Source organism: Fibrella aestuarina BUZ 2, assembly GCF_000331105.1.
In the GTDB taxonomy this organism is placed as follows: domain Bacteria; phylum Bacteroidota; class Bacteroidia; order Cytophagales; family Spirosomataceae; genus Fibrella; species Fibrella aestuarina.
Genome location: NC_020054.1, coordinates 5,783,934 through 5,800,355, shown reverse-complemented (window position 1 = coordinate 5,800,355; position 16,422 = coordinate 5,783,934). Strand labels below are relative to the sequence as shown.

Here is a 16,422-nt window from a genome sequence, read left to right as displayed (position 1 = left end):
TTGCCGGCGTAGACAATGGTATTTACCCCAATTGGGCCTTGCGGGAATTGGCTTCGGCCAGGATCTCGACCATCGACGACAGCGTTTCGTCGTGGGCTTCGCCGGCCAGGCCCAGCGCCATTTGCGCCCGTAGCAGGCCATTGCGGCCACTCAGGTCGTAGCGGTTGCCCTTCACTTCCAGCGCCAGGTACGTCTCCGTGTCGGCGAGGTCCTGGAGCGCGGGCGTCAGCGGTGTGTTGGCCTGCCCGCGCGCGATGTGTTTCTCGAGGATGTCGAACACCGTCGGGGTCAGCACGTGCATCCCGAAAAAGCAGAGGTAATAGCCCACGCGTAGGCCGGGCGTCTGCAACTCCAGCTCGGCCACGCTCAGCGACGGCTTCTCGATTAGTTTTTCGATCTGGTACACGCCGCTACGGTTCGGTACGTGCTTGCCCGTGAGGGTGCCGTAGCGGCCAATCTGATGCTCGATGGTGGGGTTCACGGCCGATACCGAGCAGTTTTCCTGCGTGGCCAGCTCGATCAGTTGGGTGGCGCAGCGCTTGCCGATCAGGTTCGAGACGTAGAGGTAATCGCCCAGCAGCAATAGAAAAGGTTCGTCGTTGACAAACGGTTTGGCGCAATGTACGGCGTGACCGTAGCCTAGCGGTTCGGGCTGCTCGATAAACTGCGTGCGGCTGATGAGCTGATCGATCTTGTCGGCTTCTTCGCGCGCCCAGTCTACGTCTTTGAACGACTTCACCAGGTTATCCCGCAGGGAGGTAAACGCACTGACGTAGCGCGGGCCGTCGCCGGGTGCGCAGACCACGCAGATTTCCTCGATACCACTCAGGAAGGCTTCTTCGGCAATGGCCTGAAGCACGGGTTTATGCAGGCCGTCGGTGTCGATCACCGGCAACATGGCTTTCTGAATGGTATCGGCAACGGGGTACAGGCGCTCGCCCCGGGCGGCAGCGGTAATAACGGCTTTTCTGATTTTCATTGACAACAGACGGCAGAGACAATTGGAAGCCCAAAGTTTGCCAAAAAGACGCACGGAACCCAATAGGTGGGCCAATTCGCTGCGTTGGTCTATGCAATGGATTGCGTAGGTACGTTGCCGGGTAGTCCAACAGGTACGTTTGGGCAGGGCTGGGTACGTGGTCATCGGGTGGAAAGGCGGCTCCATCGGCCGCTTCTGCCGGTTCATCGGTGTGGCCGCGCCGGTGGGAAAAGCGGGTGCCCACCTTTGTCATATAAACAGCAACTACCATGAACACCACGTATCCATACACCATCGAAAACAGCCAGGGGGAGCGCCTCACCTTCCTGGGCGTTGTTCGCGAGCCCGACGGCGACAAGCTGCTGGGCGAAAATTTTGTCGCGCCGGGTAGCGGCCCGCCCATGCACGTGCACTGGCTTCAGGAAGAGTGCTTCACGGTGGTGAAGGGCACGATCGGCTACCAGATTCAGGGGCAACCCGAGCAGTTTGCCGGTGTGGGCGAAACAATCCTATTCAAACGCGGTGAGGCCCACCGATTCTGGAACGCCGGCACCGATGCACTTCAGTGCACCGCCTGGGTGAAGCCCGCCAACACGCTTGTCTTCTATTTGTCGGCCATTTTTGCGGCGCAGAAAAAGTCGAATAGCCTACGGCCCGAACTCTTCGACGCGGCCTACCTGCTGACCCGCTATGCCAGCGAGTACGACATGATCGATATGCCCCGGTTTGTGCGGCGGGTCGTCATCCCGATCATCTACGCGACGGGTAAGCTGCTGAAGAAGTACGACCATTTCAGCGATGCACCCGCTCCGGTGACCGCGAACTAGTCGGGGCTGGTAACCTGCCCAGGGCCGTTTCGACTACAATAAGCGTAGATTTGGCTACACCGCCCCGTTTATCGATCCTGACCTTTGTTGCCACCAAACAAACAGGAAGATGAACGTTATCGTAACCGGGTCGCTGGGCCATATCAGCAAGCCCCTGACGCAGGAATTAATTGAGAAAGGACACCGGGTCACGGTGGTCAGCAGCAGCCCCGACCGGAAACCCGACATCGACGCGCTGGGGGCTACCGCCGCTATTGGCACCATCGACGACGTGGACTTCCTGACAGCCACCTTCACGGGTGCCGATGCGGTCTATTGCATGATCCCGCCGGCCCACTTCGCCGAGCCTGATCGCCGGGCGCATTACAGCCAGATCGCGAGCAACTACGCCCACGCTATCCGGCAGGCGGGCGTGCCGCGGGTGATTCACCTGAGCAGCTTTGGCGCCGACCTCGACCAGGGCACAGGGATTATTCTGGGGGCGTATGACGCCGAACACATTCTGAACGAACTGACCGGGGTCGCGATCACGCATATGCGCCCGACGTATTTTTACTACAATCTGAATGCGTTCATCGGGATGATCAAACAGACGGGTCGCATTATGGCCAATTACGGAGGCGACGATGTTATTCCGATGGTAGCGCCCGTGGATATTGCCGCCGCCATTGCCGACGAACTGGGCACGCCCGCTACCGACTCTAGAAAAATCCGCTATGTGGGCAGCGACGAACGAACCGGCCACGAGGTGGCGCGCGTTCTGGGGGCAGCGATCGGTCAGCCGGATCTGGCCTGGGTGCTGATCTCTGACGAGCAGGTGCAGCAGGGCATGGAAGCCAACGGCTTGCCTTCCATTCTGGCCACCGGTTTGGTCGAGATGTATACCAGCCTGCGCAGCGGGGCGATGGCCACTGACTATTACCGACACAAACCCGCGCTGGGCAGCGTCAAACTGGAGGCGTTCGCCAGTGAGTTTGCTACTGCGTTCAATCAACCGTCATAACGTACCTGCATCATGGTCGGCAACCAACCCCATCTGCTCAAGACGATCCGGGAGTATCACCAGTTCAGGAACCTGCCCCGCCCGCAACACCCGCTGATCAGCGTGATCAACGTGGCGGATATCCAATCGAAAGGCGATGAGGAGCCGAAGACCCTGGTGCAGCATTTCTATTCCATTGCCCTGAAACGCATGACCAACGGCCAGTTGAAATACGGTCAGCAGGTCTACGATTTTGAGGAAGGCGTGCTGTTTTTCATGGCCCCCGGTCAAGTCTATTCGATCAATCCGGGGGCTGGCTTTCACCACTCGGGCTGGATTCTGCTCATCCACCCCGATTTTCTGTGGAATACGCCGCTGGCCAAAACCATTAAGCAGTACGAGTATTTCGACTACTCTACCAACGAAGCCCTGTTTCTGTCTGAGAAAGAAGAGGCTACCCTAACGGGCATCATCCAGACCATCAACCAGGAGTACCAGGCCAACATCGATCAATTCAGCCAGCAAATCATCATTTCGCAGCTGGAAACCCTGCTCAACTATTCCGAGCGGTTTTATCACCGGCAGTTCATCACCCGGAAAATAACCAACCACCAGATCCTGGACCGGTTGGAGGCGTTACTCGCGGCTTGTTTCGACGGTGATTCGATCGAGAAAAACGGGTTGCCTACGGTGCAGTACATTGCCGACGCGCTGAACGTATCGCCCAACTATTTGAGTGGTCTGCTGCGCACCCTGACCGGCCAAAGCACGCAGCAGCACATCCACGATAAGCTGATCGAAAAAGCGAAGGAAAAATTGTCGATCACTGATTTGTCGGTTAGCGAAATCGCCTACGCGTTAGGGTTCGAGCACCCGCAGTCGTTCAGCAAGTTATTCAAGGCAAAAACCAGCCTCTCGCCCCTGGCCTTCCGGCAGTCGTTCAACTGAGCAGGCTATTGGCTACTTTCGTGATACGACACAGCGCTACTATTTGGACACGTCAGTTTTTGAGGGAGGTATCGGTATCAGACCCTTGAAATCCGTTCGCCAAAAGATATTATTGGGTATGAAAACGAAGAATAGAAAACATAAAGCATTTGACACTGTCAAGACGTTTCGTGAAATACGAGAGCGCATCTCCCAGGAAACGTACGGTATGACCTTCGATCGGTTTAAGACGTTTCTGTCTCAATCTGTAGAAAAGTCGGCGTCCAAGGTTGATTCTTAGTGTCCTGAACGGGCCGCCATCTGTTTCACACTGAACTGGTCGTTCAACTGATCAGTGCCCGCTCGGGGCGTTGCCAGCGGTAGAGGTAGGGCGCTTTGTTGGCCGCGCCCGTAAACTTCTTTTCGAGGCGTTCCAGCACGTTCATATCCAGCATCTTTTTCTGAAAATTATTGCGGGCAAACGGCTTGTCGAAAATGGCTTCGTAGAGTTCCTGCAACTCCTTCATCGTAAACGTCTCGGGCAGCAGGTTGAACGCCAGCAGGTGCTCATCCAGGTGCAGCCGCAGGGTATCGAGGGCGTGCGTCACCATGTCGTGGTGGTCCATGATCAACGTGGGTAATTGCCCGATTGGGTACCACTCGATCGACTCGTCGATGTGGTTTTTTTGAGGGATCACTTTGTTGATGTCAACCAGCGCGTAATAGCCGATAGACACAAACCGACGGGTCACCCATTCGAGCGCTTGCCGGTCGAGGCCCCGCTCGATCATCCGGGCTTCGTTTTGCCGGAGCAACCGATCCATGAAATCCCGGTTACTCCGATGGGCGTTACCAAATACCCTGAACTGCTCCAGGTAAATGGCCCGCAGGCCGGTGCGCTCCTCCAGAATGCGGCGGGCGGCTTCGTCGATGCCTTCGTCCTGCAAAATGTAGCCGCTGGGAAGCGCCCAGAAATCGCCCCGGAAGTCCAGTTTGGGCACTAGCACTTTAAGCTGTTTGTCCTGATAGCCGAAGATGACGCAATCGATGGAAAGCTGATGGATGTAATTGATGGCTGGTTGTGCGTGCATGGTTGGTCTGGCTGGCCGCTGTGGGGAATTCGTAAACTAGGGACTACATCGGAAACGGCGAATACGCCCGTACGATGGTGCTTAGGCAAGTGCCAGTGGGTGGTACTACAAATGTATTGAATTGGACAAAATTTATTGTCTATATTTCAGACAATACGAAAGTTTCTCGTTTACCTTTGCTCCATTCGTTGAGTAAAAACGCCAATCAATATGCGAGAAAAGTCCTTTACCATCAGCCTGTTGGCTTTTGGCATGTGGTGTCTGGTGCAGACTGCCTTCGCGCAGGCTCCCAAACGTAATGTACTCGTCTTCAGCAAAACGGCCGCTTTCCGCCACCAGTCGATCGACGCGGGCAAGAAAGCGCTGGCCAAAATGGCTACGGAGAAGGGCTTCGAGGTACGTTTCACGGAAGATGCTGCCCAGTTTGCCGAGTCGAATCTGAAGCAGTTCAACACCGTTGTTTTCCTGAATACCACGGGCGACGTGCTCACCAACGAGCAGCAGTCGGCCTTTGAGCGCTACATCCAGGCGGGTGGTGGGTACGTGGGTATCCATGCCGCCACCGACACCGAATACGACTGGCCGTGGTATGGCCAGTTGGCCGGAGCCTATTTTCTGGATCACCCGATGCCCAACAACGTGCAGAAGGGCAAATTCATGGTCAAGCTCAAAAACCATTGGGCCACCCAAGGCATGCCCGACGAGTTTGAGCGCTCGGATGAATTTTACAGCTTCAAGAACATTTCGCCGAAGATCAACGTGCTGCTGACGATCGATGAAAAGAGCTACACCGGCGGCAAGAATCCCGATTTCCACCCCATGAGCTGGTATCAGGAGTTCGACGGCGGGCGCTCGTTTTACACGGCGATGGGCCATACCGACGAGTCGTTTTCGGAGACGCTCTTCCTGAATCACCTGTGGGCGGGTATCAATTACACCTCGGGTGGCGATTCGCCCAAATCACTGGATTTTGCCAAAGCCCGTCCCGAAGAAAACCGCTTTGCCAAGGTAGTGCTGGAAGAGAAACTCGACGAGCCGATGGAACTGAGCGTGCTGGGCGATGGCCGGATCCTGTTCATTCAGCGCAAAGGCGAAGTGCGGCTCTACAACACCAAAACCAAGGAGTTGAAAACCATCGCCAAGCTGCCGGTCAGCATCAAGTACGTGAGCAAGGAAGGCAAGGAGTCGATGGGGGAAGATGGGCTGATGGGCCTCAATAAAGACCCCAATTTTGCCCAGAACCACTGGATCTACCTGTACTACTCGGACCCCAAGGAGTCGAAAAACGTGCTGTCGCGTTTCGAACTGCGCGGCGATGAGCTGGTGATGGCGTCAGAAAAGAAAATGCTCGACGTACCCACGCAGCGTGAGGAGTGCTGCCATACGGGCGGCTCCATTGCCTGGGACCGGGTCGGCAACCTGTACCTCTCGACGGGCGACAACACCAACCCCCACGGCTCGAACGGCTACAGCCCCAGCGACGAGCGGGAAGGCCGCAGCGCCTGGGATGCCCAGAAATCGTCGGCCAATACCAACGACCTGCGCGGCAAGATCCTTCGCATCAAGCCCCAACCCGACGGCACATACACCATTCCCGAGGGTAACCTGTTTGCCAAAGGCACCGAAAAGACCCGCCCCGAAATCTACACGATGGGCCACCGTAACCCGTTCCGCATTTCGGTCGACCCCCGCACTGGGTACGTCTACTGGGGTGAAGTTGGCCCCGACGCCGCCAAACCCGGCGCCGATCGCGGACCGGCCGGTCACGATGAGGTCGGGCAGGCGCGCAAAGCTGGTAACTTCGGCTGGCCGCACTTTGTGGGCGACAACAAAGCCTACAATAAATACGACTTTGCCGCGTCCAAGTCAGGTGAGAAGTGGGACGCCAATGCGCCTTCCAACACCTCGCCCAACAACACGGGCCTGACCACGTTGCCCCCGGCGCAGAAAGCCTTTATCTGGTATCCCTACGACGCCTCGCCCGAGTTTCCGCTGGTGGGCGCCGGTGGTCGCAACGCCATGGCCGGGCCGGTGTTCTATGCCGACGATTTCAAGGGATCACCCAACGCCTTCCCGGCCTATTACAACGGCAAGCTGCTGACCTACGACTGGATGCGCGGCTGGATTATGGCCGTAACGATGGACGCAGCCGGCAACTACCAGTCGATGGAGCGGTTTATGCCGAGCTATAAATTCAGCAACCCGATGGATATGGAGTTTGCCGATAACGGAGACCTGTATATGCTCGAATACGGCTCGGGCTGGTTTTCGGCCAACGACGACGCCCGGCTGATTCGGATCGAGTACAACGGCGGTAACCGCAAGCCACAGCTTCAGGTGGCGGCTAACAAGCAGGGTGGCTCGGCCCCGCTGGCGCTGAACCTCACGGCCAAAGGCACGACCGATGCCGACGGCGATAACCTGACGTATACGTGGAAAATCACGTCGAAAAACGGCTTTACCAAGGTCATCAACACGCCCGATGCCAACCTGACGCTCGCCAAGCCAGGTACGTATAAGGCGGCGCTCACGGTCAACGACGGCAAAGGTGGCGTGTCGAGCCAATCGATGGACATCACGGTGGGTAACGAACCGCCCGTGCTGAGCGTGGATATGCCCGGCGGCAACAAGTCGTTCTTCACGCCTGATAAGCCGTTTAGCTACGACGTGAAGGTGCGGGATAAAGAAGACGGCACGCTCGGCAAGGGCATCGACCCCGAGCGCGTAGCGGTCAACATCGACTACCTGGCCGAAGGCTACGACAAAGTGGCCATTGCGCAGGGGCACCGCTCGGCCGATGCCAGCGCCCTGTTTGCCGGTGGTAAGAAGCTGATCGAAGCGAGCGACTGCAAAGGCTGCCACAGCATCTCGAAGAAGTCGATCGGGCCGGCCTACGTAGACGTGGCCAAGAAGTACAAAGGCGACAACTCGGCGGTGGAACGCCTGACGAAGAAAGTGATCGCCGGTGGCGCGGGTGTCTGGGGCGAAACGCCGATGTCGGCCCACCCACAACTGGCAACCGCCGATGCGGCCGACATGGTCAAGTACATTCTGAGCCTGTCGGGCGATGCGGCTACCAATTCGCTGCCGGTGAAGGGCGATTACACGGCCAAGCTGCCCGCTGGTGACAAAGGCAAAGGCGTATACATCGTGCGGGCGTCGTACGAAGACAAAGGCGCCAAAGGGTTGCCATCGCTGCGGTCGGAGCAAACGTATGTGCTGCGGAACGCCAAAGTCGATGCCCACGGCTTCGATCAGTACGACAACGTGAACAAGATGTCGTTCGGGGGCAATAACCTGGCGATGCCGGCCAAGTCGGGTGCGTACATGAGCCTCAAACAGACCGACCTGACCGGTGTAACGGCGGTGCGCGTGATGGCGATGGCCCCCAAGCCGCAGGTTAACGCTAAAGGCGGTAAGATCGAACTACGGCTCGACAGCCCGACCGGCAAACTGATCGGTGAATCGCCCATGCTGACGGCCTCGGAGAAGATGGATTTCAACCCGTCGCAACTGATGATCCCGGTGAAGCTGCCGACGCCGTTCGACAACAAACCGCACGATGTGTACCTCGTTTTCGTGAACCCCGCCGAACCAACGGGCACCCTGATGATTGTGATGGGTACCGAAGTGATGCTGGGCTCCGTCGGGCAATAAGTTAGGCTGCGCCGTCATTAGCCTTCGGCGTCATTGGTGGTCATTTGGCTGCGCCGTCATTCATTGTCATTGGTTGTCATTCATGGTCATTCGTCGTAAATGCAACCAACAACGGCGTAGCCAATGACCATGAATGACGCGCAGCAAATGACGCCGAAGGCTAATGACTACCAATGACCACTAATAACCTTCTAACCGTTTACCTCATGAAAAAGCTAAATCTGTTCCTTTTCCTGTTGTTCATTGGCGTAGCTGCCATGGGTTTTACGTCGCGGATCGCCCCCGACGATTTCTACGCCGGTAAGTGGGACATCGTGATCGTGGGTACGCCGAATGGTGATGCCAAAATGGTGGCCGATCTGGTCCGCAAAGACGGCAAATTGACCGGCCAACTGACCCCGGCTGACGCGAACGCTGCGAAGATTCCCATCGAAAGCATCGAAGAAAGTGCCAACAAGCTGAACCTGACGTTTACGGCGCAGGGATATAACATTGCGATGGAGCTGAACAAAGTCGACGATGATAACCTGAAAGGCTCAATCATGAACGGTATGTTCGACGCCACTGCCAAGCGCATTAAGAACTAAAAGCACGATTGCCTTTTTATTAAACCTATAAGGTCTGGGCGGCCCCGTCCAGACCTTATAGGTTTTTTTGTTGCCAACGGTCAAGCAAAGAGAACGGGTATGGGGCCAACGAGCGTTTTTTTAGTAGGAATTATAGTATGGCTATTTGCCAGTTCCTCGGAGGCAGTGGCGCAACAAGCCGGGCAGTTAGTGGCCGACGAAACGCGATTGGTCGCCCTGCGGGCGCGACTTGGGGAGACCGATTACGACAAACGGACCCGCTACAGCATTCAATTCGACAAGGCATTTGTAAGCTTGCTAAAGGCAAACCCGCAAACGCTCACCTACCCATTCCGGCAGTTGTCGGCCAACAATGGTGTGCGCGTGGTGACGTCAGCCGACGGGAGGTTCAGGATATACAGTTGGGACGATCAATTGGGTGGGACGATGCGCTCTTTCAATACAGCCTATCAATGGCAGAATGGTAGTCAGGTAGTGGTGAACGTACCTAGCCGTGCTAAGGAAGAAGGCGATGCGGGCAGTTTCTGCTCGGCCATCTTTACCGTCGACGTGGGTAAGGGGCGGTACTATCTGGCCGTGGAAAACAGCATTTTTTCGACGAAAGATGCCCGGCAGTCCATCGCCGTTTACCGCGTCGACAAGAACCGGCTCATCACCACAGACGCGCTATTCAGAACCAAACGCGAATCATTCGCCCGAATCGATGTCGACTTTGATTTTTCCAGTGTCGTCGACCGGCCCGAACGTCCGCTTCAACTGATCACGTATGATGCGAAGCAGAAAATCGTCGCCATACCCGTTGTCAATGACGAGGGTAAGGTATCGAATCGGCGTATACTGTATCAGTTGACAGCCGACCACTTTCAATTTATTGGCATACAAGCAGCCAAAAACAAGTGACGGTACCGGAAGGTGTCTGCGTAATTCACCTGGCCTGACCCACCAGCGCGTTGGCTTTGTTGTAGGCGTCGAGGCAGTGGGAGAGGGGTTTGCCCTGCGTATGGATGCAGTCGCAGAATTGCTCACAGGCGGCGGGGTTGCTGCTGTCCGGGCACTGCCGCTGACAGTCGCCGAGGGTGTTGCGCGGCATCAGGTCGTATATGGTCGTGACGGTCAGCACGACGAGGACCATCGTGGCGAACACACCGCCCAGAAAGCCGATCGGGAAGCGGTTACTCAATACGGGTTTGTGAGCCGCCGCGTCGGCAACCGGAGTCGGCACAAGGATGAACTTTAGCCGGTCGTAATGCCAGCAAAGCAAATACAGGTCGGCCAGCACCATCAGCGGCGACGTCACCAGCGACCCCTCGAAGCGGACCGCCAACGACAGAATACAGATATTCAGGATAATGGGAAAATAAAGCAGCGCCCCCAGCAGCACCGTTCTCGGAATGAGCAGCAAAACGGCGGCTGTCATCTGGGCAATGCCGATAAACGTGTAGTAATAGCCGGTATGGTGCAGCGCTTCCAGGTAGTTGCCCATCGGGTGGTTCACCGACAGCGAGGTAAACCGTTCCCCCGCAATTTTCACGTACCCCGATGGCAAGAAGCCCGCCGCCAGCGCCAGCCGGACGAATACCGTAAAGTACCGCAGCCAGCGGTTGTGGGTTACCTGCGCATGAATCCGGTCGAGCGTAGAAGAAAGAGCCATAGCGAGCAGCACCCGTCGGGGTGCGGATAGACGTTGGTTTTGGCGGAACGTACCCAGCGCAGTCGTTGCCATGACGCACTCGGCTGCGCTAGGTACGTTCTAGTGCTTTGTAAAGCAAAGTACTTTTTAAATTCACTCAATTCCAACAGGTAACTCGTAGAATGTTGTACGAAAAAAAAGCCCCGCCGGTCGGGCACGGCTCGCCCAAGGCTAGCCTTCTGTAGGCAGGGGGGTGACCTGGCCGGTTTGCTTCTGCCGGTTACGCCAGCTTTCTGCGCAACCAGGCTCGTACCGGCTCATCGTACAGCTTCAAACTGGCATAGGCCAAGACGATAGCGCCCGAAAAGGTGAGCAGGGCGTAGGGCCACGCCTGCCCCAACGTGATGCCCTTGTGGTTGCTGACCCAGGCCACGTAGAAATAGACCAGCACGTAGTGGGTCATGTATAGGGGGTAAGATAGGGTACCGAGGAACTGGCAGATCCGTTCTTCCGTCCGGCTGTGTACTACACCACTGGCCCCGATGTAGACAATGAGCGGAAAAACAACGATGATGCAACCCGCTTCGTACAGGCCATTCAGCCAGAGGTGGGTGGCCCCGCCCACTCGTGGCATAAACAAGACAGCCGCTACCAGCAGGCTGCACCAGCCGAACGCATGCCTGATGCGAGTCGGCCGCGCTACCCGCGACAGCAGCAGCCCCGCAAAGAAAGGGAACAGGGTGCGCGTTATGCCAATGCGCATGTGCTCGACGTTGAGTGTCCAGCCGCCGGTGACGTCACCGTTGGGGTTCGTCAGTGCAAAATGGACCAGCAACGCCCCCGTCAGCGTGACAAAGCAAGACAGGGCTGTATTCGATAATTTCCTGAGCCCCAGGGCGTAGAGGATGTTGGCTATATACTCGAAAAACAACGACCAGCCGACACTATTGAGCGGGTGCATTTCCTGCCAGCCGCGTATATCCATCGACAGCGGTATGGGTAGCAGCGTGTAGCCGATGAGCATCACGACGAGCAGCTTCCAGACGGGCACGGTGTGAATGAGCGGCCAGATGGTTGAGTCGGTGAAGTAAAAGCCGATGGCCCCGAGCGTCATGCCCAGCACAACGAGGGGTTGCAGCCGCTCGAACCGGCGCCGGAGAAAGCCACCGATGGTTAAGGTGTCCCATCGATCATCGTAGGCATACCCGATGACATAACCGGACAGCAGAAAGAAGAAATCGACGGCCAGGTACCCATGATTGACCTTGTTGTCGAGGTGGCTGCTGGCAAGCGGCTCAGTCAGGTGAAACAGCACCACGATGATGGCGGCTACCCCCCGCAGCCCATCCAAAATCTGGTAATGCGGCTTTGTACTCAGTTCGTTGTTATTCATCAAGACAGCGACGCGTCACCACAACGCGATAAACAGACTAAAGAAGGAATGGACGACAATCTTTAGTTACTTTATCGCTACAGCTGCACGTTGGGGCACGCCGTTTCCTGTATATCGTTCATATACAATTGAAACAGGGCCTCTGCTGTTCAGGTATGTTACAACAGCTTGTCGGGGGTGATGGGGAGCTCGCGTACCCGCTTTCCGGTGGCGTTGAACACGGCATTGGCGACGGCGGCAGCTACGCCCACGATACCCACTTCACCGATACCTTTGACGCCCATTTTGTTGGCCCGCTGATCGTCTTCGCGGATGAAGATGGCGTCGAGGTCGCCGATGTCGAGGTTGGCGGGTACGTGGTAATCGGCGAAGGAGCGGGTTACGAAATTGCCCCAGCGCGGGTCCGTTACCGATTCTTCGGTCAGGGCCATGCCGATGCCCCAGATGTTGCCGCCGATAATCTGTGAGCGGGCGGTTTTGGGGTTCAGGATGGTGCCCGCGCCCGTCACGGCCAGAAACCGGGTCACGCGCACCATGCCGGTCGAGGCGTTCACGGCGACTTCCGCAAAATTGGCGTTGAAGCTATGCGCCGAATACTGCTCCGCTTCTTCCATCGGTTTGGTATCGACCCGCGTCTGGTACTCGGTGATTTTCTCGGCCAGCATCAGTTGCATGGCGGTCGGTGGTGCAAAAAACTGCTTGCCCGAGCGGAGCACCAGTTCCGACGTAATCTTCTGGCAGGCTTCATTGACGGCATTGGCGTAACTCGACGCGCCCACGGAACCCACCGCCCCGGCTGCCGGGGGCAGGTTGGAGTCGCCGATGAGCACCTTCACGTGCTGGATGGGTATACCCAGCGCGTCGGCGGCGGTCTGTGTCAGGATGGTATACGTACCGGTGCCGAGGTCGGCGGCGGCCAGCTCGACGGTCGCCAGCACATCGTTGCCGGCCCGTTTCAGCTTCACAATGGCCGACGTGGGCCGCTGATGCGCTGGGTACGTGCCACAAGCGACGCCGTAGCCGATGAGGTAGTTGCCCTGCTGATTCTGCCGGGGTTCCGCTTTTCGCTTGTCCCAGCCAAACGCCTTGGCTCCCTCGCGCAGGCATTGCACCACCGTTCGCGACGACCAGGGTTTGCCGTTCGACGGGTCGCGTTCGGGCTCGTTTTTCAGCCGCAGCTCAATGGGGTCCATCTTCAGCGCGTAGGCCAGTTCGTCCATCGCCGATTCAAGCGCGAAGCTACCCGTCGATTTGCCGGGGCCGCGCGTGTAGGTCGGCAGAATCAGGTTCATGGGCACCACCCGATAGCTGATGAGCGAGTTGGGTACGTCGTATAGGATCTTCGAGCAGTCGCCGCAGGGTTCGATAAACTCGTTGTTGATGGCGCTGTGGGTGGTGGTTTCGTGCGCCAGCGCCGTCAGCTTGCCGTCGGGCGTGGCGGCCAGGCTCACCTTCTGTACGTTGTGTTGCCGTAGTCCCACCGAATTGACCATCTGCTGCCGGGTCAGTGCCAGCTTCACGGGCCGGTTCACCTGTTTGGCCGCTACGGCCGCCAGCACCAGATTGGCCCACTGCCCGCCTTTCGACCCAAAACCGCCGCCGATGAAGGGCGACACGATACGTACCTGATCGGGTTTCAGGTTGAGCGTGGCGGCAGCGGCACTCTGCGCCCCGTTGACGATCTGCGAGCTGTTGTAAAGCGTGACCCGGTCGCCGTTCCAGTCGGCAATGGTGGCGTGGGGTTCCAGCGGGTGGTGGTGCTCGATAGGTGTTTCGTAGACCGCCTCCACCTTAATCGCTGCCTGACGCAACGCCGCTTTGGCATCGCCCCGTTTGGCGTCGGCCTTGTCTTTGTCTTTCGGCATCTGGGCCTGCCCCATTAGCTTCTCAAAGTCGACCTTGGCGTCTTTTTTATCGTAAGTGGTCGTCACCAGCCGCGCCGCGTACCGGGCCTGCTCGAAAGTCTCGGCGACTACCAGCCCGATATGCTGTCCGTGAAACTCGATCTCGGGGCTTTGCAACAGGGCACCGCCGCGCAGACCACCGTTTACGTTCAGTTTCGGGGCGTTCTTGTGGGTAATCACAGCCAGTACGCCGGGTGCTTTTTCGGCTGCGGCGGTGTCGATGTCGCGGATCGTGCCGGCGGCAACGGTGCTTTTGAACAGTACGGCATAGGCCAGGTTCTTCACCGGAAAATCGGTCGAATACGTGGCTTTGCCGGTCACTTTAGCGATACCGTCGATGCGGCTAACGGGCGTGCCGATGGATTTGGTGTTCATGCGAGTTGTTGCGGTTAACCGGGTAGGCACTCTTTTACGCTTTGCCGCCGTTCAGGGCTGTTTGCAGGGCCAGCACGATGCTTCGTCGGCCTAGCTCTACTTTGAATTTATTGTGTTCCAGCGGTTTGGCGTCGGCCATTTCGGCGTCGGCGGCACCTTTAAAGTTCTCGTCCGTGGCTTCTTTGCCGACCAGAAACTGCTCGGCTTTCAGGGCGCGCCAGGGTTTGTGCGCCACGCCGCCCATCGCAATTCGCGCCTGCTTAATCGTGTTACCGCTTAGTTCCAGCCCGGCCGCTACCGATAGCAGGGCAAAGGCGTAGGAGGCCCGATCGCGCACTTTTAGGTAATACGAATGGTCCGCAAGGGCGTTTTTGGGGAGGTCGATCGCCGTGATCAGCTCGCCCGGTTGCAGGTTAGTGTCCTGCTCAGGTTTGTCGCCCGGCAGCCGGTGAAAGTCGGTGAAGGCGATAGTACGTTCCTGACCCTGCGCGTTGCGCACCCGCACCACGGCATCCAGCGCCGCCAGCGCCACGGCCATATCCGATGGATACACGGCCACGCATTTCTCCGACCAACCGAAGATGGCGTGGAGTCGGTTGACGCCCTCCAGCGCGCCACAACCCGAGCCGGGCGCCCGTTTGTTGCAGGGCATCGACACCTCGTAGAAATAAGGGCAGCGGGTCCGTTGCAACAGGTTGCCGCCGTTGGTCGCCATGTTCCGAATCTGCCCCGACGCCCCCGCCAGAATCGCCTGCGTCAGCAACGGGTACTGCTGCCGAATGAGCGGGTGGTTGGCCGCGTCGGTGTTTTTGCCGAGTCCGCCAATCGACACGCCGCCGCTGGTAGCGCCCATCGTGATGGATTTGATCTCGGTGAGTTTAAGCCCACTGATGTCGACCAGGGCGGTAGGCCGCTCCACGTCTTCCTTCATCAGGTCGAGCAGGTTGGTGCCGCCCGCCAGGAATTTAGCGGTGGGGTTGCCAGCCAGTTGCGTCAGCGCGTTGGTGGCGTCTTTGGCACAGGAATAGGTGAACGGTCGCATCGAGTAGTGGACCCCACCCCCAGCCCCTCCCCTGAAAGACAGGGGAGGGGAGTTGAGGAGGTCTTTGTTGCTTTATGAATTGCTGACTGGCAGCAGATGGAATTGGATCTCGTTGGTAGGCTAGGCCGTAAAGCGGAATTGTTGCTCAACGGGTTTGCCGGTATGCACTTCCTGGATGGCCGCCACGATGTTGGGGTAAGCGCCGCACCGGCACAGGTTGCCCGACATGCGCTCCCGAATTTCGTCGGGTGATAGTTGTACCGGCCCAGGCTTCTTCCGCACGTCGGTGGTCACGTAACTCGCGTCGCCGCGCCGGGCTTCGTCGAGCACCGCTACGGCTGAGCAAATCTGGCCGGGCGTGCAGAAGCCACACTGGAACCCATCGTGTTTCAGGAAGGCTTCCTGCATGGGATGAAGGGTGTTGCCCTTGGCCAGTCCCTCGATGGTCTGTACGGTTTTGCCCTCGCAGCTCGCGGCCAGGGTCAGACACGACAGCACCCGTTGCCCGTCGACGATGACCGTGCAGGCGCCGCATTGACCATGATCGCAGCCTTTCTTGGAGCCCGTCAGGTCGAGGCGTTCGCGTAGCGTATCGAGCAGCGTCATGCGCGAGTCGACGGTTAGCTTGCGGGCTGTTCCGTTTACCTTAAACGCCACCTCGACGCCGTTTTCAATCGCCGTGGGGGCGAGGTCGGCGGCGGGCGTTTCGCTCAATGGCCGGGTCAGCAACTGCTCGGCCACTGCAGACTGCGCTGCCAGCATGCCGCCGCCCGCGAGGGTCATTAGTTTGAGAAAATGCCGCCGGTTGACGCCCGTGTCGAGGATCTCGCTGAGGTCGTCGGGCATCAGGTCCGCAAACAGTTTCTTCTCGTCCTCCGTCAGGTCAGGGGTTTCGTTTTCGTCCAGCATGCGCTTCTTCTGAAAAACAAGGTTTGGGTACGTTGCACCAAGGCGTGGCGGGGATAAGCCGCCTAGGGTATAACTAGGGTATAAAACGATCTAAACGACTGGTTGTTACCAACAAGCCC

General features: G+C 57.8%; 13 protein-coding genes. 6 read left to right on the top strand and 7 right to left on the bottom strand.

The features are described from left to right. Positions 1-22: 22 nt before the first annotated feature. Complete coding sequence (locus FAES_RS24010) at positions 23-979, bottom strand: UTP--glucose-1-phosphate uridylyltransferase (RefSeq protein ID WP_041258347.1); 957 nt, start codon at positions 977-979, stop codon at positions 23-25. A 269-nt stretch (positions 980-1,248) separates the two neighbouring features. On the opposite strand from FAES_RS24010, the gene FAES_RS24005 reads away from it, so the two are divergent. From FAES_RS24005 to FAES_RS23995, 3 genes are all read left to right on the top strand, one after another. Beyond that, the gene (locus FAES_RS24005) at positions 1,249-1,806 is read left to right on the top strand and encodes a cupin domain-containing protein (RefSeq protein ID WP_015333795.1); all 558 of its coding nucleotides are present in this window, start codon (positions 1,249-1,251) and stop codon (positions 1,804-1,806) included. A gap of 109 nt (positions 1,807-1,915) precedes the next feature. Continuing rightward, complete coding sequence (locus FAES_RS24000; RefSeq protein WP_015333794.1) at positions 1,916-2,809, top strand: NAD(P)H-binding protein; 894 nt, start codon at positions 1,916-1,918, stop codon at positions 2,807-2,809. Between the two features lie 12 nt (positions 2,810-2,821). Next, entirely contained in the window at positions 2,822-3,736 is a 915-nt protein-coding gene (locus FAES_RS23995; protein WP_015333793.1) for a helix-turn-helix domain-containing protein, read from the top strand. Between the two features lie 323 nt (positions 3,737-4,059). Here the strand turns inward: FAES_RS23995 and FAES_RS23990 are convergent, their stop codons facing one another. Then, a complete protein-coding gene (locus FAES_RS23990) occupies positions 4,060-4,806 on the bottom strand; it encodes an NUDIX hydrolase (RefSeq protein ID WP_015333792.1) in 747 nt (248 codons plus the stop codon). Positions 4,807-5,016: 210 nt separating this feature from the next. Here FAES_RS23990 and FAES_RS23985 point away from each other — a divergent pair, with 210 nt between their 5' ends. The 3 genes from FAES_RS23985 to FAES_RS23975 all read left to right on the top strand — a co-directional run bounded on the left by FAES_RS23985 (position 5,017) and on the right by FAES_RS23975 (position 9,950). Next, a complete protein-coding gene (locus tag FAES_RS23985; RefSeq protein WP_015333791.1) occupies positions 5,017-8,463 on the top strand; it encodes a ThuA domain-containing protein in 3,447 nt (1,148 codons plus the stop codon). A 206-nt stretch (positions 8,464-8,669) separates the two neighbouring features. Then, a complete protein-coding gene (locus FAES_RS23980; RefSeq protein ID WP_041258346.1) occupies positions 8,670-9,050 on the top strand; it encodes a hypothetical protein in 381 nt (126 codons plus the stop codon). Between the two features lie 165 nt (positions 9,051-9,215). Next, on the top strand, positions 9,216-9,950 hold the full coding sequence (locus FAES_RS23975; protein WP_148289442.1) for a hypothetical protein: 735 nt from the start codon (positions 9,216-9,218) through the stop codon (positions 9,948-9,950). A 25-nt stretch (positions 9,951-9,975) separates the two neighbouring features. On the opposite strand, the gene FAES_RS23970 is transcribed toward FAES_RS23975, so the two are convergent. The 5 genes from FAES_RS23970 to FAES_RS23950 form a co-directional block, all read right to left on the bottom strand. Next, a complete protein-coding gene (locus FAES_RS23970; protein WP_229364528.1) occupies positions 9,976-10,773 on the bottom strand; it encodes a DoxX family protein in 798 nt (265 codons plus the stop codon). 187 nt (positions 10,774-10,960) lie between these two features. After that, positions 10,961-12,073: an acyltransferase family protein gene (locus FAES_RS23965; RefSeq protein WP_015333787.1), complete on the bottom strand. Its 1,113-nt coding sequence runs from the start codon at positions 12,071-12,073 to the stop codon at positions 10,961-10,963. Positions 12,074-12,231: 158 nt separating this feature from the next. Then, positions 12,232-14,352 (bottom strand): xanthine dehydrogenase family protein molybdopterin-binding subunit, encoded by a 2,121-nt coding sequence (locus FAES_RS23960; protein WP_015333786.1) that lies wholly within the window; start codon positions 14,350-14,352, stop codon positions 12,232-12,234. 34 nt (positions 14,353-14,386) lie between these two features. Next, the gene (locus tag FAES_RS23955) at positions 14,387-15,394 is read right to left on the bottom strand and encodes an FAD binding domain-containing protein (protein ID WP_015333785.1); all 1,008 of its coding nucleotides are present in this window, start codon (positions 15,392-15,394) and stop codon (positions 14,387-14,389) included. Between the two features lie 120 nt (positions 15,395-15,514). Then, positions 15,515-16,303, bottom strand: coding sequence for a 2Fe-2S iron-sulfur cluster-binding protein (locus tag FAES_RS23950; protein ID WP_015333784.1), 789 nt, complete (start codon positions 16,301-16,303; stop codon positions 15,515-15,517). Positions 16,304-16,422: the final 119 nt, after the last annotated feature.